26 protein-coding genes and 1 riboswitch are annotated in these 25,508 nt (G+C 64.6%); of the genes, 20 read left to right on the top strand and 6 right to left on the bottom strand.

All coding sequences use genetic code 11. The annotated features are described in order from the left end of the window. On the bottom strand, positions 1-756 hold the full coding sequence (locus RE429_RS22855) for an IclR family transcriptional regulator (RefSeq protein WP_414475636.1): 756 nt from the start codon (positions 754-756) through the stop codon (positions 1-3). A 140-nt stretch (positions 757-896) separates the two neighbouring features. Between RE429_RS22855 and RE429_RS22860 the strand changes: the two genes are divergently transcribed. From RE429_RS22860 to RE429_RS22905, 10 genes are all read left to right on the top strand, one after another. Then, positions 897-2,429 carry a class I adenylate-forming enzyme family protein gene (locus RE429_RS22860; RefSeq protein WP_414475637.1) on the top strand — a complete coding sequence of 511 codons (1,533 nt, stop codon included), beginning with the start codon at positions 897-899 and terminating at the stop codon, positions 2,427-2,429. Continuing rightward, positions 2,426-3,235, top strand: coding sequence for an enoyl-CoA hydratase/isomerase family protein (locus RE429_RS22865; RefSeq protein ID WP_414475638.1), 810 nt, complete (start codon positions 2,426-2,428; stop codon positions 3,233-3,235). Before RE429_RS22860 ends, RE429_RS22865 begins: the two co-directional genes overlap by 4 nt. A gap of 12 nt (positions 3,236-3,247) precedes the next feature. Continuing rightward, positions 3,248-4,450 carry a 3-oxoadipyl-CoA thiolase gene (gene pcaF, locus RE429_RS22870; protein ID WP_414475891.1) on the top strand — a complete coding sequence of 401 codons (1,203 nt, stop codon included), beginning with the start codon at positions 3,248-3,250 and terminating at the stop codon, positions 4,448-4,450. Beyond that, entirely contained in the window at positions 4,450-5,235 is a 786-nt protein-coding gene (locus RE429_RS22875) for an enoyl-CoA hydratase-related protein (protein ID WP_414475892.1), read from the top strand. The genes pcaF and RE429_RS22875 overlap by 1 nt, the downstream gene beginning before the upstream one ends. An 87-nt stretch (positions 5,236-5,322) precedes the next feature. Next, the gene (locus RE429_RS22880; RefSeq protein ID WP_414475640.1) at positions 5,323-6,102 is read left to right on the top strand and encodes an SDR family oxidoreductase; all 780 of its coding nucleotides are present in this window, start codon (positions 5,323-5,325) and stop codon (positions 6,100-6,102) included. Positions 6,103-6,343: 241 nt separating this feature from the next. Beyond that, the gene (locus RE429_RS22885) at positions 6,344-7,540 is read left to right on the top strand and encodes an ABC transporter substrate-binding protein (RefSeq protein ID WP_414475641.1); all 1,197 of its coding nucleotides are present in this window, start codon (positions 6,344-6,346) and stop codon (positions 7,538-7,540) included. Positions 7,541-7,631: 91 nt separating this feature from the next. Continuing rightward, positions 7,632-8,390 (top strand): ABC transporter ATP-binding protein, encoded by a 759-nt coding sequence (locus RE429_RS22890; protein WP_414475893.1) that lies wholly within the window; start codon positions 7,632-7,634, stop codon positions 8,388-8,390. Further along, a complete protein-coding gene (locus RE429_RS22895; RefSeq protein ID WP_414475642.1) occupies positions 8,383-9,114 on the top strand; it encodes an ABC transporter ATP-binding protein in 732 nt (243 codons plus the stop codon). Before RE429_RS22890 ends, RE429_RS22895 begins: the two co-directional genes overlap by 8 nt. 12 nt (positions 9,115-9,126) lie before the next feature. After that, the gene (locus RE429_RS22900; protein ID WP_414475644.1) at positions 9,127-10,014 is read left to right on the top strand and encodes a branched-chain amino acid ABC transporter permease; all 888 of its coding nucleotides are present in this window, start codon (positions 9,127-9,129) and stop codon (positions 10,012-10,014) included. 52 nt (positions 10,015-10,066) lie between these two features. Beyond that, positions 10,067-10,990 carry a branched-chain amino acid ABC transporter permease gene (locus RE429_RS22905; RefSeq protein ID WP_414475894.1) on the top strand — a complete coding sequence of 308 codons (924 nt, stop codon included), beginning with the start codon at positions 10,067-10,069 and terminating at the stop codon, positions 10,988-10,990. Between the two features lie 104 nt (positions 10,991-11,094). Here the strand turns inward: RE429_RS22905 and RE429_RS22910 are convergent, their stop codons facing one another. The 5 genes from RE429_RS22910 to RE429_RS22930 form a co-directional block, all read right to left on the bottom strand. After that, on the bottom strand, positions 11,095-11,850 hold the full coding sequence (locus RE429_RS22910) for a Crp/Fnr family transcriptional regulator (RefSeq protein WP_414475645.1): 756 nt from the start codon (positions 11,848-11,850) through the stop codon (positions 11,095-11,097). A gap of 113 nt (positions 11,851-11,963) precedes the next feature. Then, positions 11,964-12,230, bottom strand: a complete 267-nt coding sequence (locus RE429_RS22915) for a hypothetical protein (protein WP_414475646.1) — start codon at positions 12,228-12,230, stop codon at positions 11,964-11,966. A 523-nt stretch (positions 12,231-12,753) separates the two neighbouring features. Then, entirely contained in the window at positions 12,754-12,987 is a 234-nt protein-coding gene (locus RE429_RS22920) for a hypothetical protein (RefSeq protein ID WP_414475647.1), read from the bottom strand. A gap of 56 nt (positions 12,988-13,043) precedes the next feature. Beyond that, positions 13,044-13,817, bottom strand: coding sequence for an SDR family NAD(P)-dependent oxidoreductase (locus tag RE429_RS22925; protein ID WP_414475648.1), 774 nt, complete (start codon positions 13,815-13,817; stop codon positions 13,044-13,046). Between the two features lie 59 nt (positions 13,818-13,876). Then, positions 13,877-14,173: a hypothetical protein gene (locus tag RE429_RS22930; protein WP_414475649.1), complete on the bottom strand. Its 297-nt coding sequence runs from the start codon at positions 14,171-14,173 to the stop codon at positions 13,877-13,879. A gap of 181 nt (positions 14,174-14,354) precedes the next feature. On the opposite strand from RE429_RS22930, the gene RE429_RS22935 reads away from it, so the two are divergent. From RE429_RS22935 to RE429_RS22980, 10 genes are all read left to right on the top strand, one after another. Further along, complete coding sequence (locus tag RE429_RS22935) at positions 14,355-15,515, top strand: mandelate racemase/muconate lactonizing enzyme family protein (protein ID WP_414475650.1); 1,161 nt, start codon at positions 14,355-14,357, stop codon at positions 15,513-15,515. A 34-nt stretch (positions 15,516-15,549) separates the two neighbouring features. Continuing rightward, positions 15,550-16,728, top strand: a complete 1,179-nt coding sequence (locus tag RE429_RS22940; RefSeq protein ID WP_414475651.1) for a M24 family metallopeptidase — start codon at positions 15,550-15,552, stop codon at positions 16,726-16,728. Between the two features lie 132 nt (positions 16,729-16,860). After that, positions 16,861-18,300 carry an amidohydrolase family protein gene (locus tag RE429_RS22945; RefSeq protein WP_414475652.1) on the top strand — a complete coding sequence of 480 codons (1,440 nt, stop codon included), beginning with the start codon at positions 16,861-16,863 and terminating at the stop codon, positions 18,298-18,300. A gap of 152 nt (positions 18,301-18,452) precedes the next feature. Then, a riboswitch (glycine riboswitch) is annotated at positions 18,453-18,558 on the top strand. A gap of 46 nt (positions 18,559-18,604) precedes the next feature. Then, positions 18,605-19,876: a D-amino acid dehydrogenase gene (locus RE429_RS22950; protein ID WP_414475653.1), complete on the top strand. Its 1,272-nt coding sequence runs from the start codon at positions 18,605-18,607 to the stop codon at positions 19,874-19,876. A gap of 410 nt (positions 19,877-20,286) precedes the next feature. Then, positions 20,287-21,372: an NAD/NADP octopine/nopaline dehydrogenase family protein gene (locus RE429_RS22955; protein ID WP_414475654.1), complete on the top strand. Its 1,086-nt coding sequence runs from the start codon at positions 20,287-20,289 to the stop codon at positions 21,370-21,372. After that, the gene (locus tag RE429_RS22960; RefSeq protein ID WP_414475655.1) at positions 21,372-22,262 is read left to right on the top strand and encodes a dipicolinate synthase subunit DpsA; all 891 of its coding nucleotides are present in this window, start codon (positions 21,372-21,374) and stop codon (positions 22,260-22,262) included. Before RE429_RS22955 ends, RE429_RS22960 begins: the two co-directional genes overlap by 1 nt. Further along, complete coding sequence (locus RE429_RS22965; protein ID WP_414475656.1) at positions 22,259-23,605, top strand: dihydroorotase; 1,347 nt, start codon at positions 22,259-22,261, stop codon at positions 23,603-23,605. Before RE429_RS22960 ends, RE429_RS22965 begins: the two co-directional genes overlap by 4 nt. After that, complete coding sequence (locus RE429_RS22970; RefSeq protein WP_414475657.1) at positions 23,602-24,255, top strand: resolvase; 654 nt, start codon at positions 23,602-23,604, stop codon at positions 24,253-24,255. Before RE429_RS22965 ends, RE429_RS22970 begins: the two co-directional genes overlap by 4 nt. Positions 24,256-24,287: 32 nt before the next feature. Further along, entirely contained in the window at positions 24,288-24,509 is a 222-nt protein-coding gene (locus RE429_RS22975) for a 2-hydroxymuconate tautomerase (RefSeq protein ID WP_370435472.1), read from the top strand. Then, complete coding sequence (locus RE429_RS22980) at positions 24,506-25,495, top strand: isochorismatase family protein (protein ID WP_414475658.1); 990 nt, start codon at positions 24,506-24,508, stop codon at positions 25,493-25,495. The genes RE429_RS22975 and RE429_RS22980 overlap by 4 nt, the downstream gene beginning before the upstream one ends. Positions 25,496-25,508 lie beyond the last annotated feature (13 nt).

A 25,508-nucleotide genomic window follows, 5' to 3' on the forward strand; every position in this document is an offset into this window, starting at 1 on the left:
TCAGACCGTCGGTCCCCACAGGGACCCGACGGTGTCCTTCAGCGCATCGGCGAGGCGGCCGCGCATGTCCGCCTCGCTCACGCTGCCGGTGGCGATCGGGATGGTGATGGCTCCCATCTCGCCGTTGTCCTCGAACCCGATGGCGATGCCGCCGATGCCGCGGCGCCAGGCGTCGCGCACGAACGAGATGCCAAGCTCACAGGCCTCCGCCAGATTCGCCTTGAAGGCGTCGACATTGCCGCCGCGCTTGGAAAGATGGGATGAAACGCGCGTGGCGATGAGACGGCGATCCCGCTCCGGCATCGCCGCGAGCATCGCGATTCCCGCAGCCGACACCGCGATGGGCAGCCGGCCGCCCGTCGCGAGCCGCACCGCCACGAGTTCGGACCCTTGCACGACTTCGACGAAGGTCACGTGAAGCCCGTCGCGAATGGTGAGGCCCACCGTCTCGCCGGTCTTTTCGGACAGCTGCTTCAGCAGCGGCTTCGCGCGGTCGAGCATCGTCATCCCCGCGAGCACGGGATAGCCGAGCGTCAGGTTCTTGGGGGTCAGCTCGTAGGCGCGCTTGGATTGGCTGAAGCGGAGATAGCCCAGTTCCATCGCCGTATGCGTGAGCCGGCTGACGGTAGAGGGCGGAAGACCGGTCGCCCGCGAGAGCTCGCCGTTGCTCAACGGACGCTGCACCCGGGACAGGGCCTCGAGAATGGCCAGTCCCCGGGCAAAAGCATCCACGAATTGTCGGTCCTCACGGTCCATCGCCGCTCCCCCATTCTTCCGCTGTGCGGAAAGGCTTTTCGCAAATACACATTGCGAATAACACTGCTCTCGGAGAAAGTCCACGCGCCCGCCCCGACAGAAGCGGAACGTTATTCAAGGCAGAACAAGGGAGGAACTGGATGCTGACTGGTGACATGTTGCGTCGCTCGGCCGAGCGTTTTCCGTCGAAGCCCGCCATCCTCTGGCAGGGCACGTCGCTGAGCTACCGGGATCTCAATCTCGCGGCCAACCGGCTCGCGAACGCCTTGATCGACCTGGGGGTCGAGAAGGGCGCCAAGGTCGGAATCGTCAGCCGCAACCGGACGGAATACGGCATCACCTTTTTCGGCGCCGCGCGTTCCGGCGGCGTCCTGGTCAACGTCTCGGTTCTCTATGCGCCCGAAGAGCTGCAATACGTGCTCGACAAGGCGGATGTCGAAATCCTGATCTTCGAGCACGTCTTCGCCGAGAAGGTTGCGGCGATCCGCGCCAACCTGACCAAGATCAGGACGTTCATCAGCGTCGGCGGGGCGGTCGAGGGCGCGGTGCCGTTCGACGATGTTCTCGCGCGAGGGTCCGAGGCTTACCCAACCGTCGAAATCGATGAAGACGACCCGTTCAGCATGACCTATACGGGCGGCACGACGGGGCGCCCGAAGGGCGTTCTGACAAGTCACCGCAACCGCATGATCACGGCTCACACGGTCATGGTCGAAGAGGCCATCGACGAGCGCGACGTCGTCGGAATCGTGACCCCGCTCTTCCATGTCGCCGCGCTCAACATCATGTTCCAGCCCGCGGTCCTCGCCGGCGCGACCTCCACGTTCCTGTCCAAATGGAACGTTGCCGATTTCGCCGCCATGGCGCGCGAGAGCGGCATGACGGCGGCCTTCATGGTGCCGACCCAGGCCAGCATGGTCGTCAGCGATCCGAATTTCGACGCCGCCAACTTCAAGACCTGGACGAAGCTCTCCTTCGCGGGCGCGCCGATGCCCGACTGGGTGCAGCGCGAGATGCTGGAAAAGCTTCCGGACGTGAAGCTGACGCAGATCTACGGCCAGTCCGAGGTGGGCGTTCTGACGGTGCTCCGGCACTGGTATCTGCCCGCCAAGCTCGGCACCGTCGGCCGCCAGGCCTACAATGTGGATGTCGCGGTCGTGGACCGCGACGGCAACCCGGTGAAGGCGGGAGAGATCGGCGAACTGGTCTCGCGCGGCGAGAACGTGATGCTCGAATACTACAAGGAGCCCGACCAGACCGCGAACTTCTTCCGGAAGGGCTGGGGCTGGACGGGCGATCTCGCCACGGTGGACGAGGAGGGATTCGTCACGCTCGTCGACCGCTCGAAGGACATGATCATCTCCGGCGGCGAAAACGTCTATCCCAAGGAGATCGAGAACGTGCTCTATGAGCACGACGCGGTGTCCGAATGCGCGGTCTTCGGAATCCCCGACGACAAATGGGGCGAAGTGCCGGCGGCCTATGTCCAGATCAAGGCCGGCATGGACGTGAGCGAGGACGACCTCGTGACCCATTGCGCGGAGCGCCTTGCCCGCTTCAAGCGGCCCCGCGTCGTGAAGTTCGTGGCGGAGTTTCCGAAGACTCCGATCGGAAAGATTCAGAAGAACATCCTGCGAGAGCCCTACTGGAAAGATCGGGAGAAGAAGATATGAGCGGCCCCTATGACAGCTATCGCCGGTTGAAGTTCGATTGGCCGGAAGACCGTGTCCTGCGGATCACGATGGAGAATCCCGGACGGCTCAATTCGGCCGACGAGATCATGCATGGCGAGCTGGTTCGCATCTGGCGCGACATCGATTCCGATCCGAACGTTTCGGCGGTCATTATCCGCGGCGCGGGCGAGGCCTTCTCGTCCGGCGGGGATCTCGACCTCGTGAAGGAGATGACGGAGGATTTCCACACCCTCACGCGGGTGTGGAAGGAAGCCCGGGATCTCGTCTACAACCTGGTCAACTGCTCGAAGCCGATCGTGTCCGCCATGCAGGGCCCGGCCGTCGGCGCCGGTCTCGTGGCCGGTCTCCTGGCGGATGTGTCGATCGCGTCGCGCTCGGCGCGCATCATCGACGGGCACACGCGCCTGGGCGTCGCAGCCGGCGACCACGCCGCGATCGTCTGGCCGCTTCTGTGCGGTCTCGCCAAGTCGAAATATTATCTTCTCCTCTGCGAGCCGGTGACCGGCGAGGAGGCGGAGCGCATCGGCCTCGTGTCGCTCTGCGTCGACGACGCGCAGCTTCACGACAAGGCTCTCGAGGTGGCCAAGAAGCTCGCCGCCGGATCGCCGACCGCCATCCGCTGGACCAAGTACGCGCTGAACAACTGGCTGCGCATGGCCGGGCCGACCTTCGACACGTCCCTGGCGCTCGAGTTCATGGGCTTCAAGGGTCCGGACGTTCAGGAGGGGCTCGCCTCCCTGCGCGAGAAGCGCCGTCCGAACTTCACCAAAGACTGCCCCCTTTAAGGAGACCGCATGATGGCGGAAGCATATATCTGCGCGGGCGTGCGGACTCCGGTCGGGCGCTTCGGCGGCGCCCTCGCGTCCGTCCGCGCCGACGACATGGCAGGCCTCGTCCTGCGCGAATTGATGGCGCGCGCGCCCCAGCTTCCGGCTGAGGCCATCGACGACGTCATCATGGGCTGCGCCAATCAGGCCGGCGAGGACAACCGCAACGTCGCCCGCATGGCGGTGCTGTTGTCGGGCCTGCCCGACACGGTGCCCGGAACGACGATCAACCGCCTCTGCGGTTCCGGCCTCGACGCCGTTGGCCAGGCGGCGCGCGCGATCCGGGCCGGGGAGGGCGAGGTCTTCATCGCGGGCGGCGTCGAGTCGATGACGCGGGCGCCCTTCGTGATGGGCAAGGCGGAGACCGCCTTCTCGCGCTCGGCCGAGATCTTCGACACGACGATCGGATGGCGCTTCGTCAATCCGATCCTGAAGGAGCGCTTCGGCATCGACTCCATGCCCGAGACGGCCGAGAACGTCGCCGAGCAGTTCCAGGTCTCCCGCCAGGACCAGGACGCGTTTGCCGTGCGCAGCCAGCAGCGCGCCGCGCGCGCGCAGCAATCGGGCCGCCTCGGCCGCGAGATCGTGGCCGTCAGGATTCCTCAGCGCAAGGGCGATCCGATCATCGTCGAGCGCGACGAGCATCCGCGCGAGACCACCGTGGAGAAGCTCGCCCAATTGCCCACGCCGTTCCGCAAGGGCGGCAGCGTGACGGCCGGCAACGCCTCGGGCGTCAACGACGGCGCCGCGGCGCTCATCGTCGCCTCGGGCGAAGCGGTCGCGAAGTACGGCCTGACGCCCCTGGCGCGCGTCGCGGGCCTTGCGACCGCCGGCGTCGAGCCGCGGATCATGGGCATCGGGCCCGTGCCGGCCAGCCGGAAGCTGATGGCCCGCCTGGGTCTGACGATTGCCGACATGGACGTGATCGAGCTCAACGAAGCCTTCGCGGCCCAGGCGCTGGCCTGCCTGCGTCAGCTCGGCCTGCCGGACGACGCGGAGCACGTGAATCCCAATGGCGGCGCCATCGCCCTGGGCCACCCCCTCGGCATGTCCGGAGCGCGCCTCGCCCTCACGGCGGCGCTGGAGATGCAGGAGCGCGACGCGAAACGCGCCCTGTGCAGCATGTGCATCGGCGTGGGACAGGGCATCGCCCTCGTGTTGGAGAAGGCATGATGGACAGCGTAGAGAATCCGGAAGTCATTCTCGACCGCAGGAGCGACACCATCGCGGTGGTTCGCATCAACCGGCCGAAGGTGCGCAACGCCCTCAACATGCCGGTGCGCCGCAGGCTGGCGGAAATCTTCGAGAGCTTCGTGGACGACACGGCGCTGCGCTGCGTGGTCCTGACCGGCGACGAGACGAGCTTCGCGGCCGGCGCCGATATTCAGGACATGGCCGAGATCAGCGCCGTGGACATGTATCTGCGCCACAACGAGCGACTCTGGGAGGCGATCGGCCGCTGCCCGCAGCCCGTGATCGCGGCGGTGAACGGATTCGCGCTCGGCGGCGGGCTCGAGCTCGCCATGCATGCGGACATCATCGTGGCCGGACGCAGCGCGAAGCTCGGGCAGCCCGAAGTGCGCGTCGGCATCATGCCGGGCGCGGGCGGAACCCAGCGCCTCACGCGGGCGATCGGCAAGTTCAAGGCGATGCGCCTGTGCCTGACGGGCGAGATCATCGATGCCGAAGAGGCGTTCGCCATGGGGCTCGTCAGCAAGCTCGTCGCGGACGAGGCCGTTTTCGACACCGCGATGACGATGGCCGAGCAGATGGCCAAGCTCCCGCCGATTGCGCTCGCGCAGATCAAGGAGGTCATTCTCTACGGTCAGGATGCATCGCTCGGCGCGGCGCTGGCTCTGGAGCGCAAGGCTCTTCAGGTTCTCTTCGCGACCAGCGACAAGAACGAAGGCATGCGGGCGTTCCTGGAAAAACGCGCTCCCAACTACACCGGGGCGTGACTTCGCCGTCACGCCTTCGTAAGGGGCGTGAACGGCAATCGTGCGAAGAATGTCCGAACTGACGACGTTTCGGGGAAAGGGCACAAGATGGATCTCAGAATAAGCGGCGAAACCGCGCTGGTGCTGGGCGGAACGAAGGGGCTGGGCTTCGCCTGCGCCCGTGAACTCGCCGAGGCCGGCGTCCGGGTGGCGATCAACGGGCGCAATGCCGAAGAGGGCGCTCAGGCGCTCACGCTTCTCGGCGACAAGGCGATCTTCGTGCAGGGCGATCTCGCCGATCCGGATCAGCCGGCGCGTCTCATCGAGGAAGCCCAAAGCCAGCTCGGACCGATTCATATCCTGGTCACGAATGCGGGCGGGCCTCCGACCGGCGAGTTCACGGATCACGCGATCGAGACCTGGCGCCGGGCACTCGAGGTCAACATGCTGTCGGCCATCCAGGCGGCGCAGATTCTGCTGCCGGGCATGATCGAGGCCCGCTACGGCCGGATCGTGAACATCACGTCCTTCGCCGTCAAGGAACCGTATCCGAACATGGCTCTCGCCAACGGCGTCCGGGCCGGATTGACGGGCGCGATGGCGACGCTCGCGCGCGAAGTCGCCGGCAAGGGAGTCACGGTCAACAACATCCTGCCGGGCCTCATGGCGACCGGCGCGCTCGACCGCGTCATCCGGGCCCGCGCGGCGCGGGATTCGATCACCGAGCAGGAAGCGTCCGCCCGGATGGCGGCATCGGTGCCTGCGGCCCGCCTCGGCACGGCGGAGGATTTCGGTCCGTTGTGCGCCTTCCTGTGCTCGCGTCACGCGGATTACATCACGGCGCAGAACATCGCGGTCGACGGAGGTCTTATCCGCGGCCTCCTCTGAGAGAAAATCTAAAGGCGGCGACGCGAGAAAAGAGCCTGCGGACGATGCGTCGCCGGCTCGGCGTCGGCGCACGTTTCACCGGCTCGGGGAGCTTTCGGGCTCCCCGGCCCCACAACAGCCCCATCTTTCCGCACAGCGGAATACATTTTTGCTGATCGGTAGCGGTTTTCTGGCAAGCTCCGGTCAAAGCAACAAGGCGTCAAGAACGCCGTCACTGTCATAAAAAGTCGGGAGGACTCTCATGAAAAAACTCTGTCTCGGGCTCATCGGCGCTGCCTGTTCCATCACGGCGGCCTCTGCACAGGTATCGGACAACACCGTCAAGATCGGTGTGCTGACCGATCAGACCGGCGTCTTCTCCTCGCTCGCCGGCAAGGGTTCGGTCGTCGCCGCCGAGATGGCGGTCGAGGACTTCGGCACCAAGATCGGCGGCAAGAAGGTCGAGCTCGTGAGCGCCGATCACCAGAACAAGGCCGATGTGGGCACCCAGATCGCCCGCCGCTGGTTCGACGCGGAAGGCGTCGACATGATCATCGACGTGCCCAACTCCTCCGTCGTGCTCGCGGTTCAGGAACTGGCGCGCGAGAAGAACCGCGTCCTGATCGTCTCCGGCGCCGGAACGGCCGATCTGACCAACAAGGCCTGCTCGCCGAACGGCATTCACTGGACCTGGGATACCTATGCGGCGGCCGTGAGCACCGCGAAGGCGATCGTGCAGGAGGGCGGCAAGTCCTGGTACTTCCTGACGGCCGACTACGCGTTCGGCCACACCATGAAGGCCGACGTCTCACGCGTCGTCGAGGCGACGGGCGGAAAGGTCGTCGGGGCGGTGCAGCATCCGCTCAACACCTCCGACTTCTCCTCGTTCCTGATGCGGATCCCGAGCACGAACGCCGACGTGATCGCGCTCGCCAACGGCGGCAGCGATACCATCAACTCCCTGAAGCAGGCGCAGGAATTCGGCCTCACCCAAAAGGCCAAGATCGCCGGGCTCGCAATCTTCCTGACCGACGTTCACTCGATCGGCCTCCAGACCGCGCAGGGCCTCTATCTGACGACCGGATTCTACTGGGACCGCAACGACGAAACCCGCGAATGGTCGCAGCGCTTCTTCAAGCGGCATGGCGCGATGCCGACCATGTCCCAGGCCGGCGTCTACTCGGCCGTCACGCACTACCTGAAGTCGATCGAAGCCGCCGGAACCGATTCCGCCGAGAAGGTGGTGGCCCGGATGAAGGAAACGCCCGTCAACGATTTCTTCGCGAAGAACGGCAAGATCCGGGCCGACGGCCGCATGGTGCACGACATGTATCTGGCGCAGGTGAAGACGCCCGCCGAGTCGAAGGCTCCGTGGGACTACTACAAGATCCTGCGCACGGTTCCCGGCGACGAGGCTTTCCGTCCTCTGTCCGAGAGCGATTGCCCGCTGGTCAAATAGCCGAGCGCCGTCAAAGGCGGATTTCGACCCTTCCAACATGAAACTGGCGCGTGCCTTCGGGCGCGCGCCATCGAACGATGTCTGTGGAGCCATGGCGGACGATATCATTCTGAGCGCATCGGAGCTCACCAAGGAGTTCAAGGGCTTTGTCGCCGTGGACGGGGTCAAGCTCGCCGTCCGGCGCGGCACGATTCACGCCCTCATCGGTCCCAACGGAGCCGGGAAGACGACCTGCTTCAATCTCCTCACCAAGGTGCTGAGCCCGACGAGCGGACGCATCGTCTATAACGGCCGCGACATCACCGGGATGTCGCCGGCCAATGTCGCCCGGCTCGGGCTCGTGAGGTCGTTCCAGATCTCGGCGGTGTTCGGCCACATGACGGCGCTCGAGAATATCCGGATCGCCCTTCAGCGTCGGATCCGGGGCGATTCGTTCGACTTCTGGCGCTCGGAGCGCGTCCTCGCGTCGCTTCACGACGAGGCCTGGGCGCTGATTTCGGCGGTCGGGCTCGACGAGTTCGCCCTGGTTCCGGCCCGCGAATTGTCCTATGGGCGCAAGCGCGCCTTGGAGATCGCAACGACTCTGGCGCTCGATCCCGAGATGCTTCTCCTGGACGAGCCCATGGCGGGCATGACCCAGGAGGACGTCGAGCGCGTCTCCACGCTCATCAGGAAGATCTCGCAGAACCGCACGATCCTGATGGTGGAACACAATCTCTCGGTCGTGGCCTCGCTGTCCGACCGGATCACCGTCCTGACACGCGGGAAGGTTCTCGCCGAAGGCGACTACGCCACCGTGTCCAAGGATCCCCGCGTCATCGAAGCCTATATCGGGGTGCCTCATGCATAGGGTTTCCACCGAAGCCAGCGGATCCAAGCCGCTGCTCGCCGTACGGGGGCTCGAGGCCTGGTATGGCGAAAGCCATGTTCTCCACGGCGTGACGTTCGATGTTCCGGCCGGGGAGGTCGTCACGCTGCTCGGGCGCAACGGCGCCGGCAAGAGCACGACGCTGAAGGCCATCATCGGGATCATGCGCCGGCGAAAAGGCTCCATTCGCCATGCCGGGCAGGAGACCATCGGCCTGAGCGCGCGGGCCATCGCGAAATGCGGGATCGCCTTCTGCCCGGAGGACCGCGGAATCTATTCGAGCCTGAACGTCGAAGAAAACCTGCGGCTTCCGCCCGTCGTCCGGGACGGCGGCCTCTCGGTCGAGGAAATCCTCGACATGTTTCCCAATCTCCGCGAGCGCCTGAAAAGCCAGGGCACGAAGCTTTCGGGCGGCGAGCAGCAGATGCTCGCGATCGGGCGCATCCTCAGGACCGGCGCCAAGCTGCTGCTCCTCGACGAGCCGACGGAGGGTCTTGCCCCCGTCATCGTGCAGCAGATCGGCCGGACGATCACGCAGCTGAAGGAACGCGGCTACACGATCGTGCTCGTGGAGCAGAATTTTCATTTCGCCTCGACTGTCGCCGACCGCCACTACGTCATGGAGCACGGGCAGATCGTCGACATGATGACCAATGCCGATCTCGGAGCGAGCGCCGAAAAGCTCAGCCGCTATCTGGGCGTGTAGAAGGGGGATTTCATGTTCGAACTGCTTGGTATTCCTCCTCAGGTGTTCTTCAGCCAGCTGCTGCTGGGGCTCATCAACGGCGCGTTCTACGCCATGCTGAGCCTCGGGCTCGCGGTGATCTTCGGTCTCCTGAACATCGTCAATTTCGCCCACGGCGCACTCTATATGATGGGCGCGTTCGGGGCCTGGATGCTGCTCAACTATCTGGGCGTCGGCTATTGGTGGGCGCTGATCCTCTCGCCCCTTCTGGTGGGCGCGTTCGGCGTGCTCATCGAGCGTCTGCTGCTGCGCTGGCTCTACGACCTCGACCATCTCTACGGGATGATCCTGACATTCGGCCTCGCGCTGATGATCACCGGTCTCTTCCGGAACTTCTACGGCGCCACCGGCATGCCCTATACGCTGCCGCCCCTTCTGACCGGCGGGCACAATCTCGGGTTCATGTTCCTTCCGAACTCGCGCGCCTTCGTGATCGTCACGTCGCTCATCGTCTGTCTGTCGACCTGGTTCGTCATCGAAAAGACGCGGCTCGGCTCCTATCTGCGGGCGGCGACCGAGAACCCGGCCCTGACCGAGGCCTTCGGCATCAACGTGTCGCTCCTGGTCACCATGACCTACGGCTTCGGCGTCGCGCTCGCCGGTTTTGCCGGCGTGCTCGCGGCCCCGATCTACTCTGTCAATCCGACGATGGGCTCCGACCTCATCATCGTCGTCTTCGCGGTTGTCGTCATCGGCGGCATGGGCTCGATCCTCGGATCGATCGTCACGGGTTTCTCGCTGGGGCTCGTCGAGGGCCTGACCAAGGTGTTTTGGCCGGAAGCCTCGGCGACCGTCATCTTCGTGATCATGGCCATCGTTCTCATGGCAAAGCCCGCAGGCCTTTTCGGGAGAAGCTCCTAACATGTCGTCTCACAGCCATGTGCCCGCCGCGGCCTCGTTCCAGAAACTGGGCATGCCGCGCTACCACCTGTTCGTCATGCTCGGGCTGGGCGCCGTGCTTCTCGTGGCGCCGTCCCTGCTTTATCCGATCCTGGTGATCAAGATCCTCTGCTTCGCCCTGTTCGCCTGCTCGGTCAATCTGCTGCTGGGCTATGTGGGTCTCCTGTCGTTCGGACACGCGGCGTATTTCGGCATGTCGAGCTACGTCGCGGCCCACGCGGCGAAGGTGTGGGGTCTTTCTCCGGAGCTCGCCATCCTGTGTGGGGCAGGGGTCGCGGTCCTGATGGGCTGCGTTTTCGGCGCGCTCGCCATCAGGCGCCAGGGCATCTACTTCGCGATGGTCACGCTGGCCTTCGCCCAGATGGTCTATTTCTTCGCGCTTCAGGCTCCCTTCACGGGAGGCGAGGACGGCATTCAGAAGGTGCCGCGGGGCGCGCTGTTCGGGCTTATCCCCTTGTCCGACGACAAGACACTGTACTTTTTCGTCGTCGTCGTCTTCCTGGCCTGCCTGTTCGCGCTCTACCGCATCGTTCATTCGCCCTTCGGGCAGGTCCTGAAGGCGATCCGGGACAACGAGGCGCGCGCCATCTCGCTGGGATACCGGGTCAATCAGTATAAGTTGGTGGCCTTCGTGATCTCGGCCGGATTGGCGGGTGTCGCGGGAGGCACCAAGGCGATCGTGTTTCAGCTGGCGACCTTGACGGACGTCCACTGGACCATGTCCGGAGAGGTCGTCCTCATGACCCTGATCGGGGGAATGTATACGTTCTTCGGTCCCATCGTCGGCGCGGCGCTCGTGGTTCTTCTACAGAACTATCTCGCGTCCTTCGGCGATTGGGTCACCGTGATCCAGGGCGGTGTCTTCGTCGTCTGCGTGCTCCTCTTCCGGGAAGGAATCGTCGGCTTCGTCGCATCACGGCTGAAGCGACCCTTGTAGAGGACAAGGGGAAGCCCCCTACAGGCATCAAGATCGTAGGCGGCCCGGCGAGACATGCACTCGCCGGGCCGCATGTTTGTGGACCCATTCTCGTCCGGGCTGTCCTACGACAGGTGCTGCCGATGGGCCGCCCCGGCGATGCCCGGCAATCCGGCCAACCGCATGAGGCCGGCCTTGTCCACGATCTCGATCTCCTGCGGAGTCGGCAGCCGGATCTGCCCATGCTGCTTCAGCCGCGTCAGAGTGCGGCTGACGGTCTCGACGGTGAGCCCGAGATAATCCGCGATATCGTAGCGGCTCATGAGCAATTCGACCGTGTTCCCCGGCCCGCCCCGGCCGGCGGAGTGCCGAGCCGCCATGATCAGGAAGCACGCGACCCGTTCCAGAGCCGACAGGCATCCGAGCAGCACCTGCCGCCGGTTCGCCGCATGAAGAGAGGCCCGGATCATCCCGTTCAGCTGACAGGCGAGACTCGGATGTCGCTCGACGAGTTCGCGGAAATGCTGTCGCGAGACCGCATAGGCCCTGGATGGCACGACGGCCTCCGCATTCTGCCAATAGGCCCCTTCGTCGAGCATCGGCAGAAGATCGCCCGGCCTGGCAAAGTCGGTGATGTGCCGCCGGCCGTCGGCCAGTGTGTCGAACACGCGCACCAGCCCGGATGCGAGAAGATAGAGCGAATGACATGCCTCGCCCGCCGAGAACAGCGCCTGGTTCGTCGCCAGCCTGACGGGCTTCATGCAGAGCCGGTGCTCCGCGGCAAAAAACGTAAGCGATCGTTCGAGGGTCTGCAGGCCCGGAACAGGGGCCCACGCGCCCACATCTCCGGCGCGCATGGGGCGCTTGCCGGTTTCACGCATGTGTGGGGGTATGAAGGAGGTCAAAGCCGATCCGCCGCGGTTCTTCGAGTTGTTTCCCGAGCAGTCTCCGCTTGTGTGGAAACTGCTCTCTCATTGCGTTGCCGAAAATGGCTCTAGATGAGATCCCAGAGAGCCCCGAGCTCTCCCTTCAGGTGGATGAAACTATCGGTCGCTCCCCGCCTTTCAGCTTCGGTGGCGCGCGGCGTACGCGCGACGTCCGCAGTGGAGCGCGTCTTGTGAGCAGCGGTTCGCATGCCCAGCGTCGAGTGGGAGCTGTTCGCCACCTCGGTCGCCAAGGTGATGATGCTGTCGAAGTCACCATACCGGCACGAGCGGGCCTGCTCCTTCCAGCGTGCTCGAATGATGTGATCGATGTTCATTGCGTTTCTCCTGCGTTGCATGATTCCGAAGCGAGCGATGGGATTAAGGCGAAGCGGAATCCACGCGGTCGACCGCGCCGTCGGCCCTGGGTCCGAACGGTTCACATCATCACGTCCCGCCGTTCTGCACGCGCAGACGGCCTTCGTGATCGGATGGGAAAGGATTCATGCTTCGGAAGCGAAACGGCTGCCTTCGATGCTCGCCTCGAGCATCGGACCCAAAAGTGGATTTGCCCTTTTGGGATCGAATCCGATGCTCACTCCCAGAAGAGCGCATCGTCCTTGCGAAAAACCGGATCCGCTTTTTCGCACGATGGGCTCGTCGCGTTGGCGCATGGGCCATCAATCCCCGGACCAGAGACTGTGTCCGGGGCTCAGAATCCCGTCTTCAGACGGCCCGCGCGCATGGCTGAAAGGGCTTTGATCGTGAGCATGGCGCCGCAAGGTCGGCCACCGGGGTACAAATGTCAAGCCTGGGCCCGGGAGCCGGCGCGGACTTGCGACCGGCCGCGGTGACGGCCGCCTACCGCAGGCTTATGCCGGCATGCATGCCACCTCGGTCGACGGCGCTCCGCCCCGGAGCGTCGCGATCCATCGCGCGCGACGCCTGGTCTGACAGGGTCGGGCGACCTTCGGCACAAGGCGGGAACGTGACGACCACGGCTTCGCCCGCGCAGCAGACGAGAATATAGCCGCTCTTGATCTCGTCCAAAAGCTCGCTCATGGGCTGGAGCCAGGATTGAAAGGGCCCGATCATGTTCAATTCCCTTCTTCGTTATCGTCGCCGCAAACCTGCCTGCGATCCGCGCCGCATCAATCCGCCGTCCAGCCTCCGTCCACGACGAGAGAGGTCCCGGTGACGAGCGCGGCGGCGTCGGACGCCAGAAAGACGATGGCTCCCATCAGATCCTCGACCGCGCCGATGCGTCCCAATTTGATCTTCGCCTTGATCCCTTCCAAGGCCGCCTGTCCCAATCCGTAGGAGCGCGTGAGGGGCGTGTCGGTAAAGGTCGGCGCGACGGCGTTGACGCGGATGTTGTGGGGACCGAGCTCGACCGCGAGGGCTTTCGTGAGGCCTTCGACCGCGAACTTGGAGGCCACGTAAAGCGAGCGGTCGGCTGCGCCGACATGTCCGAGCTGGGAGGAGATGTGAATGATGGATCCGGCCCGGCCCGCCGCCATGAGCGTCGACGCGACATTCTGCGTCAGGAAATACGTTGCCCTGACATTCAGCCCGAACACTGCATCGAAATCATCGGGACCGACGTCCCGCAACGGCTTCGGCCGGTTGATCCCAGCGTTGTTGACGAGAATGTCGAACGGCTCCATGGCGGCCACGACCCGTCCGGCTCTCTCGATGTCGGTGATGTCGAGAGCGATCGCGTCGGCGGCCCCGCCCTTCGCCCTGATGGCGGCGGCCGCGGACTGAACCTCGTGTTCTGTGCGGGCGCACAGCAGAACGGATGCACCGGCTTCGGCGAGCGCCGCCGCGGCCGCCAGGCCGATGCCGCGTCCGGCGCCCGTGACCAACGCGCGCCGGCCGTCGAGCCGGAATGAGGGGGTGCGGGGCAGGGCGGTGCCGGACATGGTTCAGAGCCCGGTCTTAACGGATGCGGCCCTGTTCAGAGAACTAAACCCCGCGAAGGTCATTGGTCGACCTCGTAGAGATGCCGCTCGAAGCGGGAGAGCAGCGTGTGCATGGTCTGCCGGGCCTCCGTGAAATCCGTCGAGGCCTTCCTGGCGGCCATGTCGGCCTCGTAATCCGCGCGGGTCTCGAAGCTGCATTCCCAACGGACATCCGGGCCGTCCCCCTCGGTTCGGACGAGAATCCGTCCCGGCGCAAGACCAAGCTGCCGCCGGATCTCGGTCGCCCTGCGCCGTTGCTTCAAGACATCTTCCGCGCGGCCCTCCTTCGCGAAGTAATTGGTTGCCTCTACGATCATCGTTGGTCCTCTGCTCTATTCGACGACTATCGGCAGACAGTACCGGTCGGCGCCTCCCCGAAGCAAACCCGGTCCGGAGGCGCTTGACGGCCGTTCGAATTTGATCATAGTGTGTGATCACATTCGATGATCGCAAGCTAACGCATCGGTCATGCGGTGACAAGGAAAAAGGTGCACGACATTGCCCAAGATCACATCCGTCGAAACCCTGCTTGTTCATTTGCCGACCCGACGGGAGCATAAATGGGCGGGCCTCACCGAAGTCATCGGCCGCTATGTCATCGTCAGGATGACCGACAGCGACGGCAGGATCGGCTGGGGCGAGGCCCCGGCTCTCAAGGATTGGGGCGGCGAATTCGGCCGCTACTTCGGGGAATCCGCGCAGATCACCCGCGGCGTGATCGACACATACCTGGCGCCGGCCCTGATCGGAGTCGAACTCGGCAACTTCGCCGAGATGCATGCCCGGATGGACGCCGTCATCCGCGGCTATCCCTATTCGAAAGCCGCCGTGGAATTCGCCGCCTACGACCTGACCGGCCGGTGGCTCGGCGTTCCGGTGCACATGTTGCTGGGCGGCAAGGCGCGCGAGCGCGTCCCCGTGACTCATTCGATCGGCCTGATCCCGATCGAGGAAGCCCGCGGCGAGGTCGCGAAACTGGTCAGGGAAGGGGTCAGGACCATCAAGGTCAAGATCGGCGTCGATCCGGAGCGCGATGTCGCAATGGTCGATGCGGTGCGCGAGGTCGCGGGCGATGCCGTCGAGATCTGCGTCGACGCCAACGAAGGCTACAAGACGCCGGGCGAGGCGGTCCAGATCGTGCGCCGGATGGAGAAGAACCGGCTCAAATACGTCGAGCAGCCGGTCATGGGCATCGATCGGATCGCCGAAGTCGGCCGCCGCATCGATGCTCCGGTCATGGCGGACGAGTCGGCCTGGAACGCGCACGACTCGATCCAGATCATCCGCTCCGGCGGGATCCAGATCGTCTCGATCTACACCACCAAGGCCGGCGGCCTGTACAAGGCCATGGAGGTCGGCGCCGTATGCCGCGCCGCCGGGATCGTGTGCAACGTGAACGGTTCCATCGAAACGGGGATCGGCAATCTGGCCAATGTCCAACTGGCCGCGGCGTGCCCGGCCGTCACCCTGTCCTGCGTCATTCCGGTTTCGACACCCGCCGAAGCGCAGCACGGCCAGGTCGGTGGAATTTACTACAAGGACGACCTGCTCGTCGAGCCGATGCAGTTCGTCGACGGCGCGATCGTCGTGCCGTCCGGCCCCGGCATGGGCATCGATGTCAGCATCGACAAGGTCGAAAAATATCGGGTTCGCGACTGAGGACCTGCAGAAAAAACGAGGGAGGAACGACAGAATGCGTGAAGAAATCGTCGCCAAACAGATCAAGGCCATGGCCGATAACGGTCTCGATGCCATCATTTGCTCTTCGCCTGAAAACTTTGCCTACACGACGGGATTCGTGGTTCCGTCCCAGCCTCTCATCCGCCATCGCCACGCCATGACGATCGTCACGGCGGATGGCGGAACGGCGCTGTTCGGCGTCGACATGGAGGCGTCGACGATCAGGCGCCGGCTGCCCGACGTGCCGACGCGGATCTGGGCCGAGTTTTCCGACGATCCGATGCTCGTGCTGGCGGATCAGCTTTCCCAGCTCGGACTTGCCAAGGCGCGCATCGGCCTCGAAATGGATTATCTCCCGGCAGGCGACTTCAGCCGGCTCGTGGCCGCCATGCCGCAGGCGAGGTTCGAGCGTGCGGAGGCGATCCTGGCGCGGCTGCGTCAGATCAAGACCGCCGAGGAGATCGCGCTGCTGCGCAGGCTGTCGCGCATCGCCGATCGGGCGATCACCGACACGCTCGCGGTCGTCGACGAGGGCGATTCGGAGATGGACATCGCAGGCCACCTGACGCGCAACGTCTATGCGCTGGGCGCGGACCATTTCAAGCTGCTGATCGTTGCGACCGGCGAACGCAGCGTTCTTCCGAATGTCGGGCCGTCCGAGCGCATCCTGAAGCGCGGGGATGTGTGCCGCGTGGAGATCTTCTCGGTCATCAACGGCTATCAGGCCGGGGTCTGCCGCACCGCCGTCGTGGGCGAAGCGCCGCCGATGGCGGACGAGATCTGGGCGCATCTCGTCGAGTGCAAATACGAGATCATGGAAAAGGTGAAGCCGGGGGCGAGCTGCCGGGAGATCTACGATGCCTTCATCGCAAAGCTCGCGAAGATGAACCTGCCGCCGATCTCCTTCGTCGGCCACGGTATCGGTCTCCACCTCCACGAGGATCCGTATCTCGGCCTGACGCCCGTGCTCGGCAGGCCGGGAAGCGACGCGGTCCTGGAGGAGAACATGGTTCTCGGCTTCGAGCCGCTATGCTACGATACCGGGTATGGCTTCGGCATGCAGAACAAGGACATGCTGCTGGTCACCGCCAACGGATCGGAGCTCCTCTCCGACTACGCCGACACCGACCGCCTCATCCTCACTGGTACGGCGAAACGGCAGGAAACGACGCGGGAAGCCGTCCTGGCCTGACCGACGCTCCCGCCGATCAGGATGCAGTCAGGCGGCCCAAGCGTCCGGCTGCATCCCTACAAGAGCCTTTTGCTGCTGGAACCCGCAGGGCAGTGCCTATCCGCGGCTGTACAGTTTCAGGTGGATACACATATGCGCACGCTCATCCGAAACTTGAACTTCGTTTTCACGGTCGACAAGAACGATTCCGTCTTGCGCAACGCCAGCGTGGTCGTCGCCGGCGACCGCATCGCCGATATCGGTCCGGCGGACGAGGTCGCCTCCCGTCACGACGTGGAGAGTTTCGACCGGGTCATCGACGGCGCCATGCTGGGCATGTGCCCCGGCTTCGTCGACAGCCATGTCCATCTCTCGGAGACGCTCTCGCGAGCCGTCTTCCCGGACAACCTCAACACCCGCGCCTGGGTGTTCCATTGGGCCAAGCCTTTCTACGCGCACATCACCGAGGAGGACGAGTATTGGGGGGCGCTTCTCGGGATCACCGAGATGCTTCGCTGCGGCACGACCTGCTTCCTCGACATGGGATCCCAATACGATCCCGGCATCGTCGTCCGGGCCATGGAGAAGACCGGAATCCGGGGCATCACCGGACGCCATGCGGCCGATAACCCGCCCGCGGAGCTACCGCGCGGCTGGACCCAGGAAATGGCCGATCACCATTTCTTCCCGAATGCCGAAGCCGCGCTCGAGGTCCTGGAGGATTGCGTCAGACGCTACAACGGAGCGCTGGACGGGCGCGCGCGCTGCTGGGTGAACATCGAAGGCAAGGAGCCCTGCAGTCTCGAGCTCCATGTGGGGGCCGTCAAGCTCGCGGAGAGGCTCGGTGTCGGCACGACATATCACCTCGCCACCTCGATCGAGGAGGCGAAGGTGTGCGAGAGCAAATATGGCTGCTGGCCGATCACCCGCATCGATCGGGCGGGAGGCATTGGCCGGAACCTGGTGATCGCCCATGGCGCAGCGGTGTCCGACGAGGAGGTTCGCCTGCTCGCCCAGCGGGGCGCGAGCGTCGCGTTCTGCCCTTGCTCGTCCTTCAAGCTGGGCAAGGGTGCGACGGCCATCGGCAAGTATCCGGAGATGGTCAAGGCCGGCGTCAAGGTCGGCCTCGGCACCGACGGCGTCTCGGCCGCGGGCAACATGAACCTGATGCGGCAGATGCTGGTCGTCGCCGGCATGTTCAAGGATGCCCGTCTGAAGCCGGATGTCTTCACGGCCAGGCAGGCGCTTCGGGCCGCCACCATCGAAGGCGCCAGGGCGCTGATGTGGGACGATGAGATCGGCTCGCTGGAGGTCGGCAAGAAGGCGGACTTCATCCTGTTCGATCTCGATCACGTCGAATGGACCCCGTTCTACGATCCCTTGCAGGCACTGGTGTTCTCCGCGTCCACGGCCTCGATCACCCAGACCTGGGTCGACGGACGGGTTCTGTACGCGGACGGCAAGGTGCAGGGCGTCGACGAAGCCGAAATTCGCCGGATGGCGCGCACCCTAGCGGCGGCCGCAGTGGAACGGGCCGGCCTGCACAAGGAGGATGTCGAGACGACGACGACTCTGTACGACGAAGGCAACTGACGAAGCGCGGCCCGCGGCGAGCGCGGGTCACTTCATCGGCGGAGACAACTGCGTTCAAGAGGCTGCATGGGAGAGATCGGGGGGCGCGTCGCGCACCGCCGGCGCCGACGGAGCAACCCCCCAGGAAACTCTCAGGCAAGGGTGACCATGCTGCTGAACGATCTGGAGAGAGGCACTGCGCGTGCCCACCGAAGGGGAAACCCGCAGCCGCTTCCTGGCTGCGGCCAAGCTCTCAGGTACAGGGACAGATTGGGGACAGCGGCGGATTTTCTGATCCGCTTTCACTTCGGTCCTGGAGGATCCCATGTCCCATGTTGTCATTATCGGCGCCGGCGTGACCGGCGTCACCACGGCCTATGCCCTGCTCGAGCGCGGTTACTCCGTGACGGTGATCGAGCGCCAGCGTTATGCGGCGATGGAAACATCCTTCGCCAACGGCGGGCAGCTCTCCGCCAGCAACGCGGAGGTGTGGAATCACGGATCGACGGTGTTGAAGGGCATCAAATGGATGCTCAAGACCGACGCTCCATTGCTGCTCAACCCGCTTCCGAGCTGGCACAAATACTCCTGGCTGGCGGAGTTCGTCTCGAACATCGCCCACTATCGCAGGAACACGGTGGACACCACCCGGCTGGCGATATCCGCGCGCGAATATCTGTTCGCCATCGCCGAGCGGGAGAAAATCGACTTCGATCACGTCCGGCGCGGCATCCTGCACATCTACTGGGACAAGCCGAGCTTCGAGCACGCGCTCAAGGTCAACTCCCTGCTGAGCGAAGGGGGACTGGATCGCAGGCCTGTTACCGCGGCCGAAGTGAAATCGATCGAGCCGGCCCTGCACGGCGACTTCTATGGCGGCTTTCATACGCCGTCGGACTCGACGGGCGATATCCATAAGTTCACGTCCGGTCTCGCCAGGGCCTGCCAGCGGCGGGGTGTCCGCTTCATCTACGATGCAGCGGTCGAAGACATCGCCCGAAACGAGACCTACAGCATCGGCTATTCGCTCGGCTCGCCGTCTGATGGCGGAGACACGTCCCGCCGCACCATCGAGGCCGACGTCGTGGTGATATGCGCGGGCGCGGCCAGCCGGAATTTCGCCGGCATGCTCGGCGACCGGGTCAACATCTATCCCGTCAAGGGCTATTCCATCACCGTGCATCTGGACGACGAGCAGAGCCAGAGAGGAGCCCCGTGGGTAAGCCTTCTCGACGACCGCGCCAAGATCGTCACCAGTCGGCTGGGCAACGGCCGCTTCCGGGTGGCGGGGACGGCCGAATTCAACGGCATGAACCGCGATATCCGCGATGATCGGGTCAAGCCTCTCGTGGAGTGGACCCGGATGCTGTTTCCGGCTGTCGGCACCAGCCGGGTCGTTCCCTGGGCCGGGTTGCGCCCGATGATGCCCAACATGATGCCGCGTGTCGGAAAGGGGCGGTTGCCGGGAGTCTTCTACAATACGGGCCATGGCCATCTGGGCTGGACGCTGTCCGCCGCGACGGCGCAAATGGTGGCTCAGTGCATCGAGCAGGAGTTCCGCGCGCCGGAGCGAAGCGCCGTCCCGGCGGTCGCCTAGCGCACCGTGCGGACCCGGCGGGACGCGCTAGCGAAAAGGGGACCCGGTTTTTCGCCGAAGCGGATCTCTTTCGAAAAAAGCGCTCTCGACCGGGGAGGGACGAACGCGACATTCGTCTCTTCTTCGGCCGCCTCGTCCTTATGGAGCATTCCGGAGCGCCCAGGCTCTGTCATCCTGCGCGTGTCCTCGTTCCTGCGCCATCTCCGGCTGGCGATATTCGCCGGGCGCCCGCAGTGGTTTCGACCCATGCGCGACGACGGCAAAATTTCGTTCTCGTGCTTGACAAGCACGTATGTGATCATAAACTGTGATCAAATAATAAGGCCAAGTCAGGGAGACGAGAAGGCAGAGTCGGCGGTGCCTCACGGGACCGGGCGATACGACTGCGCTTCCGCCCTCGGAGGAACGACATGAAAGCAGCAGTACTGGGCGCAGGAGCAGGCGGCGCGGCATCTGTCGTCGAGCTCATTCAAGCAGGCCACGATGTCCACTTCTGGGCACGCTCGGCCGACACTCTGGAGCCCCATGTCCGGCTCGGCGGAATCGCTTACGACGGCAAGCTCGGCGAAGGCGTCGCGAAACCGGCCCTGATCACCACCGATCTCAAGGCGGCGATCTCCGGCGTCGACGTGGCGGTCGTCGTGCTGCCGACATTCACGCATTCCGCGATGGCGGCCGCCCTGGCCGCCGCCGGCTGGCCCTCCGACAAGCTCGTGGTGCTCAATCCCGGGCATACCGGCGGAGCGCTCGAATTCGCCGAGACGTTCTCCCGGAGCGGCCGGGCGGCGCCTCCCGTGGTCGAATTCTCGACGATGACCTACGTGGCGCGGAAATACCGCCCTGACGGCGTCACGATCAGCGGACGCGCAAAGCACCTGAAGGCTGCAAGCCTCAAGGGCGGCGCCCGTGCCATCGAGGTCGCCGCGACGCTTTATCCCGGTCTTGTCCCGGTCGAGGACGTGATTGCGTCCGATCTTTCCAACGTCAACATGATCCTGCATCCGCCGGGCGCCGTTCTGGCGGCCGCCTGGGTGGAAGCCACGGGCGGCGACTTCACGTTCTATGTCGATGCCATGACGCCTGGCGTGGCCCGCGTCATGCAGCAGCTCGACCGGGAGCGCCTCGCGGTCGCCGAAGCCTTCGGGCACAAGCTCCCGAATCTCATCGAGGAGATGAAGCTCCTCGGCACGGTCGAACCCGACGTGACGGATACCGCCGATTATCGCGCGGCGATTTCGGGGGGCACGGCCAACAGCCGCATCAAGGGGCCGGATTCGCTGCAGAACCGCTACTACAAAGAGGATTTCGGTCACGGCCTGCTGCCTTTCCTGGAATTCGCCCGGATCGCGAAGGTCGAAGCTCCGGTCGCGGAGGCACTCTATCGCCTGGCTCAGATTGCCGTCGGAACCGACTACCGCGAGGGCGGGCGCACGGCGGAAGCGATGGGAATTGCCGGGCTGTCCAAGCAGCAGGTCATTGAAAAGGTAAGAATGTGATGAGCTGGCACGATACAGTGATCGCCATCGTGGCGGGCGACGCGCGGGAGCAGGAGATCGCACGCTGCGCCGTTCAGGCCGGAGCCGCCGTCCGGGCTTATGGTTTTCCATGGCCCGAAGAGGGCATCGAAGGGGTCTATCATGCCCGCGACGCCGCGGACGCTCTGACAGGCGCCGACATCGCCCTCTTTCCCATTCCGGGCATCTCGGCGGAAGGCGCGCTGTTCGCCCCGAAGGCTCCGGGCAAGATCGTCCCGACGCGGGACATGCTGGCGGGCATGAGAACACCCGGGCACATCATTCTCGGTTGGGCCGACGCGAACCTGAAGGCTCATTGCGAGGCGCTCGGCATCACGCTGCACGAGTACGAATGGGATGTCGACCTGATGCTGCTGCGCGGCCCCGCGATCGTCGAGGGCGTGCTCAAGGTCATCATCGAGAACACGCAGATCACCATCCACAAGTCCAATATCTGCCTGGTGGGCCAAGGCACGATCGGGTCGCTCCTGACGAGCACGCTCGTCGCTCTCGGCGCGAAGGTCCATGTGGCGGCGCGCAACCCCGTGCAGCGGGCAGCCGCTTATGCGGCCGGCGCGGAATCCTTCACGCTGGAGCAGCTTTCCCAGATCCTGCCTGAGATGGACATCGTCATCGGGACGGTTCCCAAGCCGCTGATCGGTGCAGAGCAGCTCGCTCTCCTGCCGAAACACGCGCTCCTCGTCGACGTGGCGGCACCTCCGGGAACCATCGACCGGGAGGCGGCGGCCGCGAGGGGACTCAAGGCCATCTGGGCGCGCGGCATGGGGGCGCGGGCTCCCATCACCGTCGGTCGCAGCCAGTGGAGCGGCATTCGTCGTCGGATTGAAGGGATTCTGGAGCAAAGGCAATGAAAGCGGATTTGGTCATCAAGAATGCCCGCGTCGTTCGTCACGACGGCGAGTTCCATGGGGGTGTGGCGGTTCAGGGAGGCAAGATCGTCCTCACGGGAGCCGACGCGGTTCTGCCGGATGCCACCCGGACGATCGACGCCGAAGGGCGCGTCCTGATGCCGGGCCTCATCGACCCGCACTGCCATCTCGGCGTGAAGTTTCCCTTCGCCGAGGACATGCGGACCGAGACGGCGGCCGCCGCATCGGGCGGCGTGACGACGGTCCTGCTCTACATTCGCAACCTCAAGGAATCCTATCTGCCCTTCTATGAGGAGCGGAAGGCGATCGGAGAGGAAAACTCCGTCGTCGATTTCGGCTTTCATTTCGGCATCCAGCGCGAGGAACATATCGCCGAGATTCCGGAGATCATCGCCAAGACGGGCGTCAAATCGTTCAAATGCTATTTCGGCTACGAGCCGGACAATCCGATCGGCATCGTGCCGGCGACCGACGGCTGGGTCTATGCCGCCATGCGCATCCTGTCCAAGGTCCCGGGAGGCGTGATCAACGTTCACTGCGAGAACACGCAGATCGCTTCCTGGATCAAGAAGGAAATCGCTGCGTCGGGCCGCCAGGATCTCGGCGCCTACACGGAATCGCGTCCTGCCTTCTGCGAGGTGGAGACCATCCGCCGCATGATTTTCCTCGCCGAGAAGACCGGGTGCTCTCTGCATCTGGTCCACACCTCGGTCGGCATGGGACCGGTGCTCGCGGCGGAGGCGCAAGCCCGCGGCGTTCACGTGACGGTCGAGACCTGCCCGCATTATCTCACGCGGACCTGCTACGACGAGGATCTCGACATGCGGGCCAAGATCTCGCCGCCGCTGCGGGATCGGAATGAACTCGAGGGTCTCTGGAAGGGCATGCTGAACGGTTCGGTCTACAGCTTGGGGACCGATCACGTGCCCTTCCTGCCCAAGAAGGGCGAGGATCTGTGGACGGAGTTCCCGGGTGTCGTGTCCTTCCCCTGGGAGCTGTCCCTGATGCTCCATTTCGGGGTGCATCAGCGGGGACTCCCGCTCACCCGTCTCGTCGAGATGAACTCGTTCAATCCCGCGCGCCGCTTCGGCCTCTGGCCTCGCAAGGGCCACATCGATGTCGGCTTCGACGCCGACCTCGTGCTCGTCGACCTCGACGAGGAGCGCACCGTGAATCACACCGGGAAGGGCACCTGCATCTATGAAGGCTGGACGCTGAAAGGCTGGCCCGTCATGACGGTCGCGCGCGGCGAGGTCGTCTACGAGCAGGGCGCCGTCGCCGAAAGGCATTACGGCCGCGGCCGATGCGTGACGCTGCCGTCATGACAGCGACTCCGTCTTTCCAGCCGGATCTTGCGGGCCGGGACCCGCTGATGCCCGGGCGACTGTCGGTCCTCGGGGCGGTGGCGGCGATCGTCGCCGGCAAGGGTACGATCCGTCAGGAAAGACTGTCGGGCATCCACAACCCATGGGGCCATGGGATCGGGCTGACCGATCCCTGGTGCTTCCTCGAACTGTGCGAGAGCCAGCCCGTGATCGACGCCGCACGGGCGATCCTCGGACCGGATCTCATCCTCTGGGACAGCGAATTGTTCGTGGAGGCGGGCCGCTACGCCGCGTTCCTCCAAGACGGCAGGGAGGGGCGCTACTGGCCGGTGTCGCCGCTTTCCGGGGCCGTGGTGCTGCTCCCGGTCGGATCCGCTCGGCCGCATCCCAAAGCCGTCGGGATCCATGCGGTCGGACCGGAGGCGCTCGATGAGTTCAAGCCGTCGGAGCCGCTCTTCGTCGTCAGGATCATGCCGGCGACCAGCCGCTTCGATCGCGACCCGCAGCATCCTGCCCACAGCCTCTGCATGGAGGAGCAGGTCCTGATCAACTACGCCAACCGTCCGCTTTGGCTCATCAGCGGAAGCGACAAAGGCGACAACGACTTCGTCACCGGCTTCGCACCGGCCGCGCCGGTTTGGGCCGGCTAGAACAACATCCAGAGAGAAGGAAGGGGAGAGACATGCCGTTCGTCATCGTCGAGATGTGGGAGGGGCGCTCCGTCGAGCAGAAGCGCAACCTCGTCAGGGCCATCACGAAGGCCATGGTGGAAGAGGCCGCCTGCAAGCCCGATCATCTGCACGTCGTCATCCATGAGACCGCCAAGGACAGCTGGGGGCGCGGCGGCGTTCTCGGCATCGACATGGCCGAGAACAAGAACGACAAGCCGGAGGAACACAGATGAGCTTGGAAGTCCTCGACTACCGCAAGTCGGCGCTGCTGGTCATCGACCTGCAGAACGCCTTCATCCATGAAAAGGGCACCCTCGGCATCTCCGGGGTCGACACGAAGCGCCTGGCGTCGATCGTTCCGCCGCTCGCCCGGCTCATCGAGCGATGCCAGGATGTCGGGATCCCGGTGATCTGGACGATGCAGGAGCATTTCGCCCTCGACCACAATCGCGCCAAGAAGAAGCTTCTGGGCCATACGGCGCGCCGCAAGCAGGTCTCGGCCCTGGCAGGCAGCTGGGACGAGGAGATCATCGACGAGCTCAAGCCCCTGGCCGCGTTCGATCCGTCCTTCGTCATCCGCAAGCACCGTTTCGGAGCCTTCTACGAGACACGCCTCGAGATGATGCTGAAGATGCTCGGCACGCAGCACCTCTTCGTCACGGGGGCCACGACCAATGCGTGCGTGGAGACGAGCATTCGTGAAGCCTATCTCCGCGATCTCGACGTCGTCGCCGTCGACGACTGCATTTCCGGCGTCAATTCGGATTGGGAAGCCACGGCCAAGCAGGTCTGGAAGCAGTATTTCTGCGAGGTGGCCTCCTCGTCGGAGGTTCTCGACTGGATCGGCGACCAGATAAAGCCCCGCGTGACGAATTACGGTCATCAGCTGATCATGGTGTCCGACATCGAGAAGTCGGTCGACTTCTACACCGACCTGCTCGGGTTCACGATCAGGCCGGCCAAGCCGCTCGCCGATGGACGGCCGTTCACCGCCTTCCATCAGGGCATCGCGCTCATTAACGGCCGCGAGGCCGGTCATCGTCAGCTCGACCACATCGCGTTCGAGGTCAATGACGTCCGGTCGCTCGACGCCAAGCTCAAGAAAGCCGGTGTGCGCTATTACAACGAACTCCACAACGGCCCTTACGGGTTGACGATCTACATCGCCGATCCGGACGGAACCAAGGTCGAGCTGTATCAGGTCGGCGCTGCCGTTTGACGACGGTATCGTC

This window comes from Microvirga sp. M2 (genome assembly GCF_047497095.1).
Classification (GTDB): Bacteria; Pseudomonadota; Alphaproteobacteria; order Rhizobiales; family Beijerinckiaceae; genus Microvirga.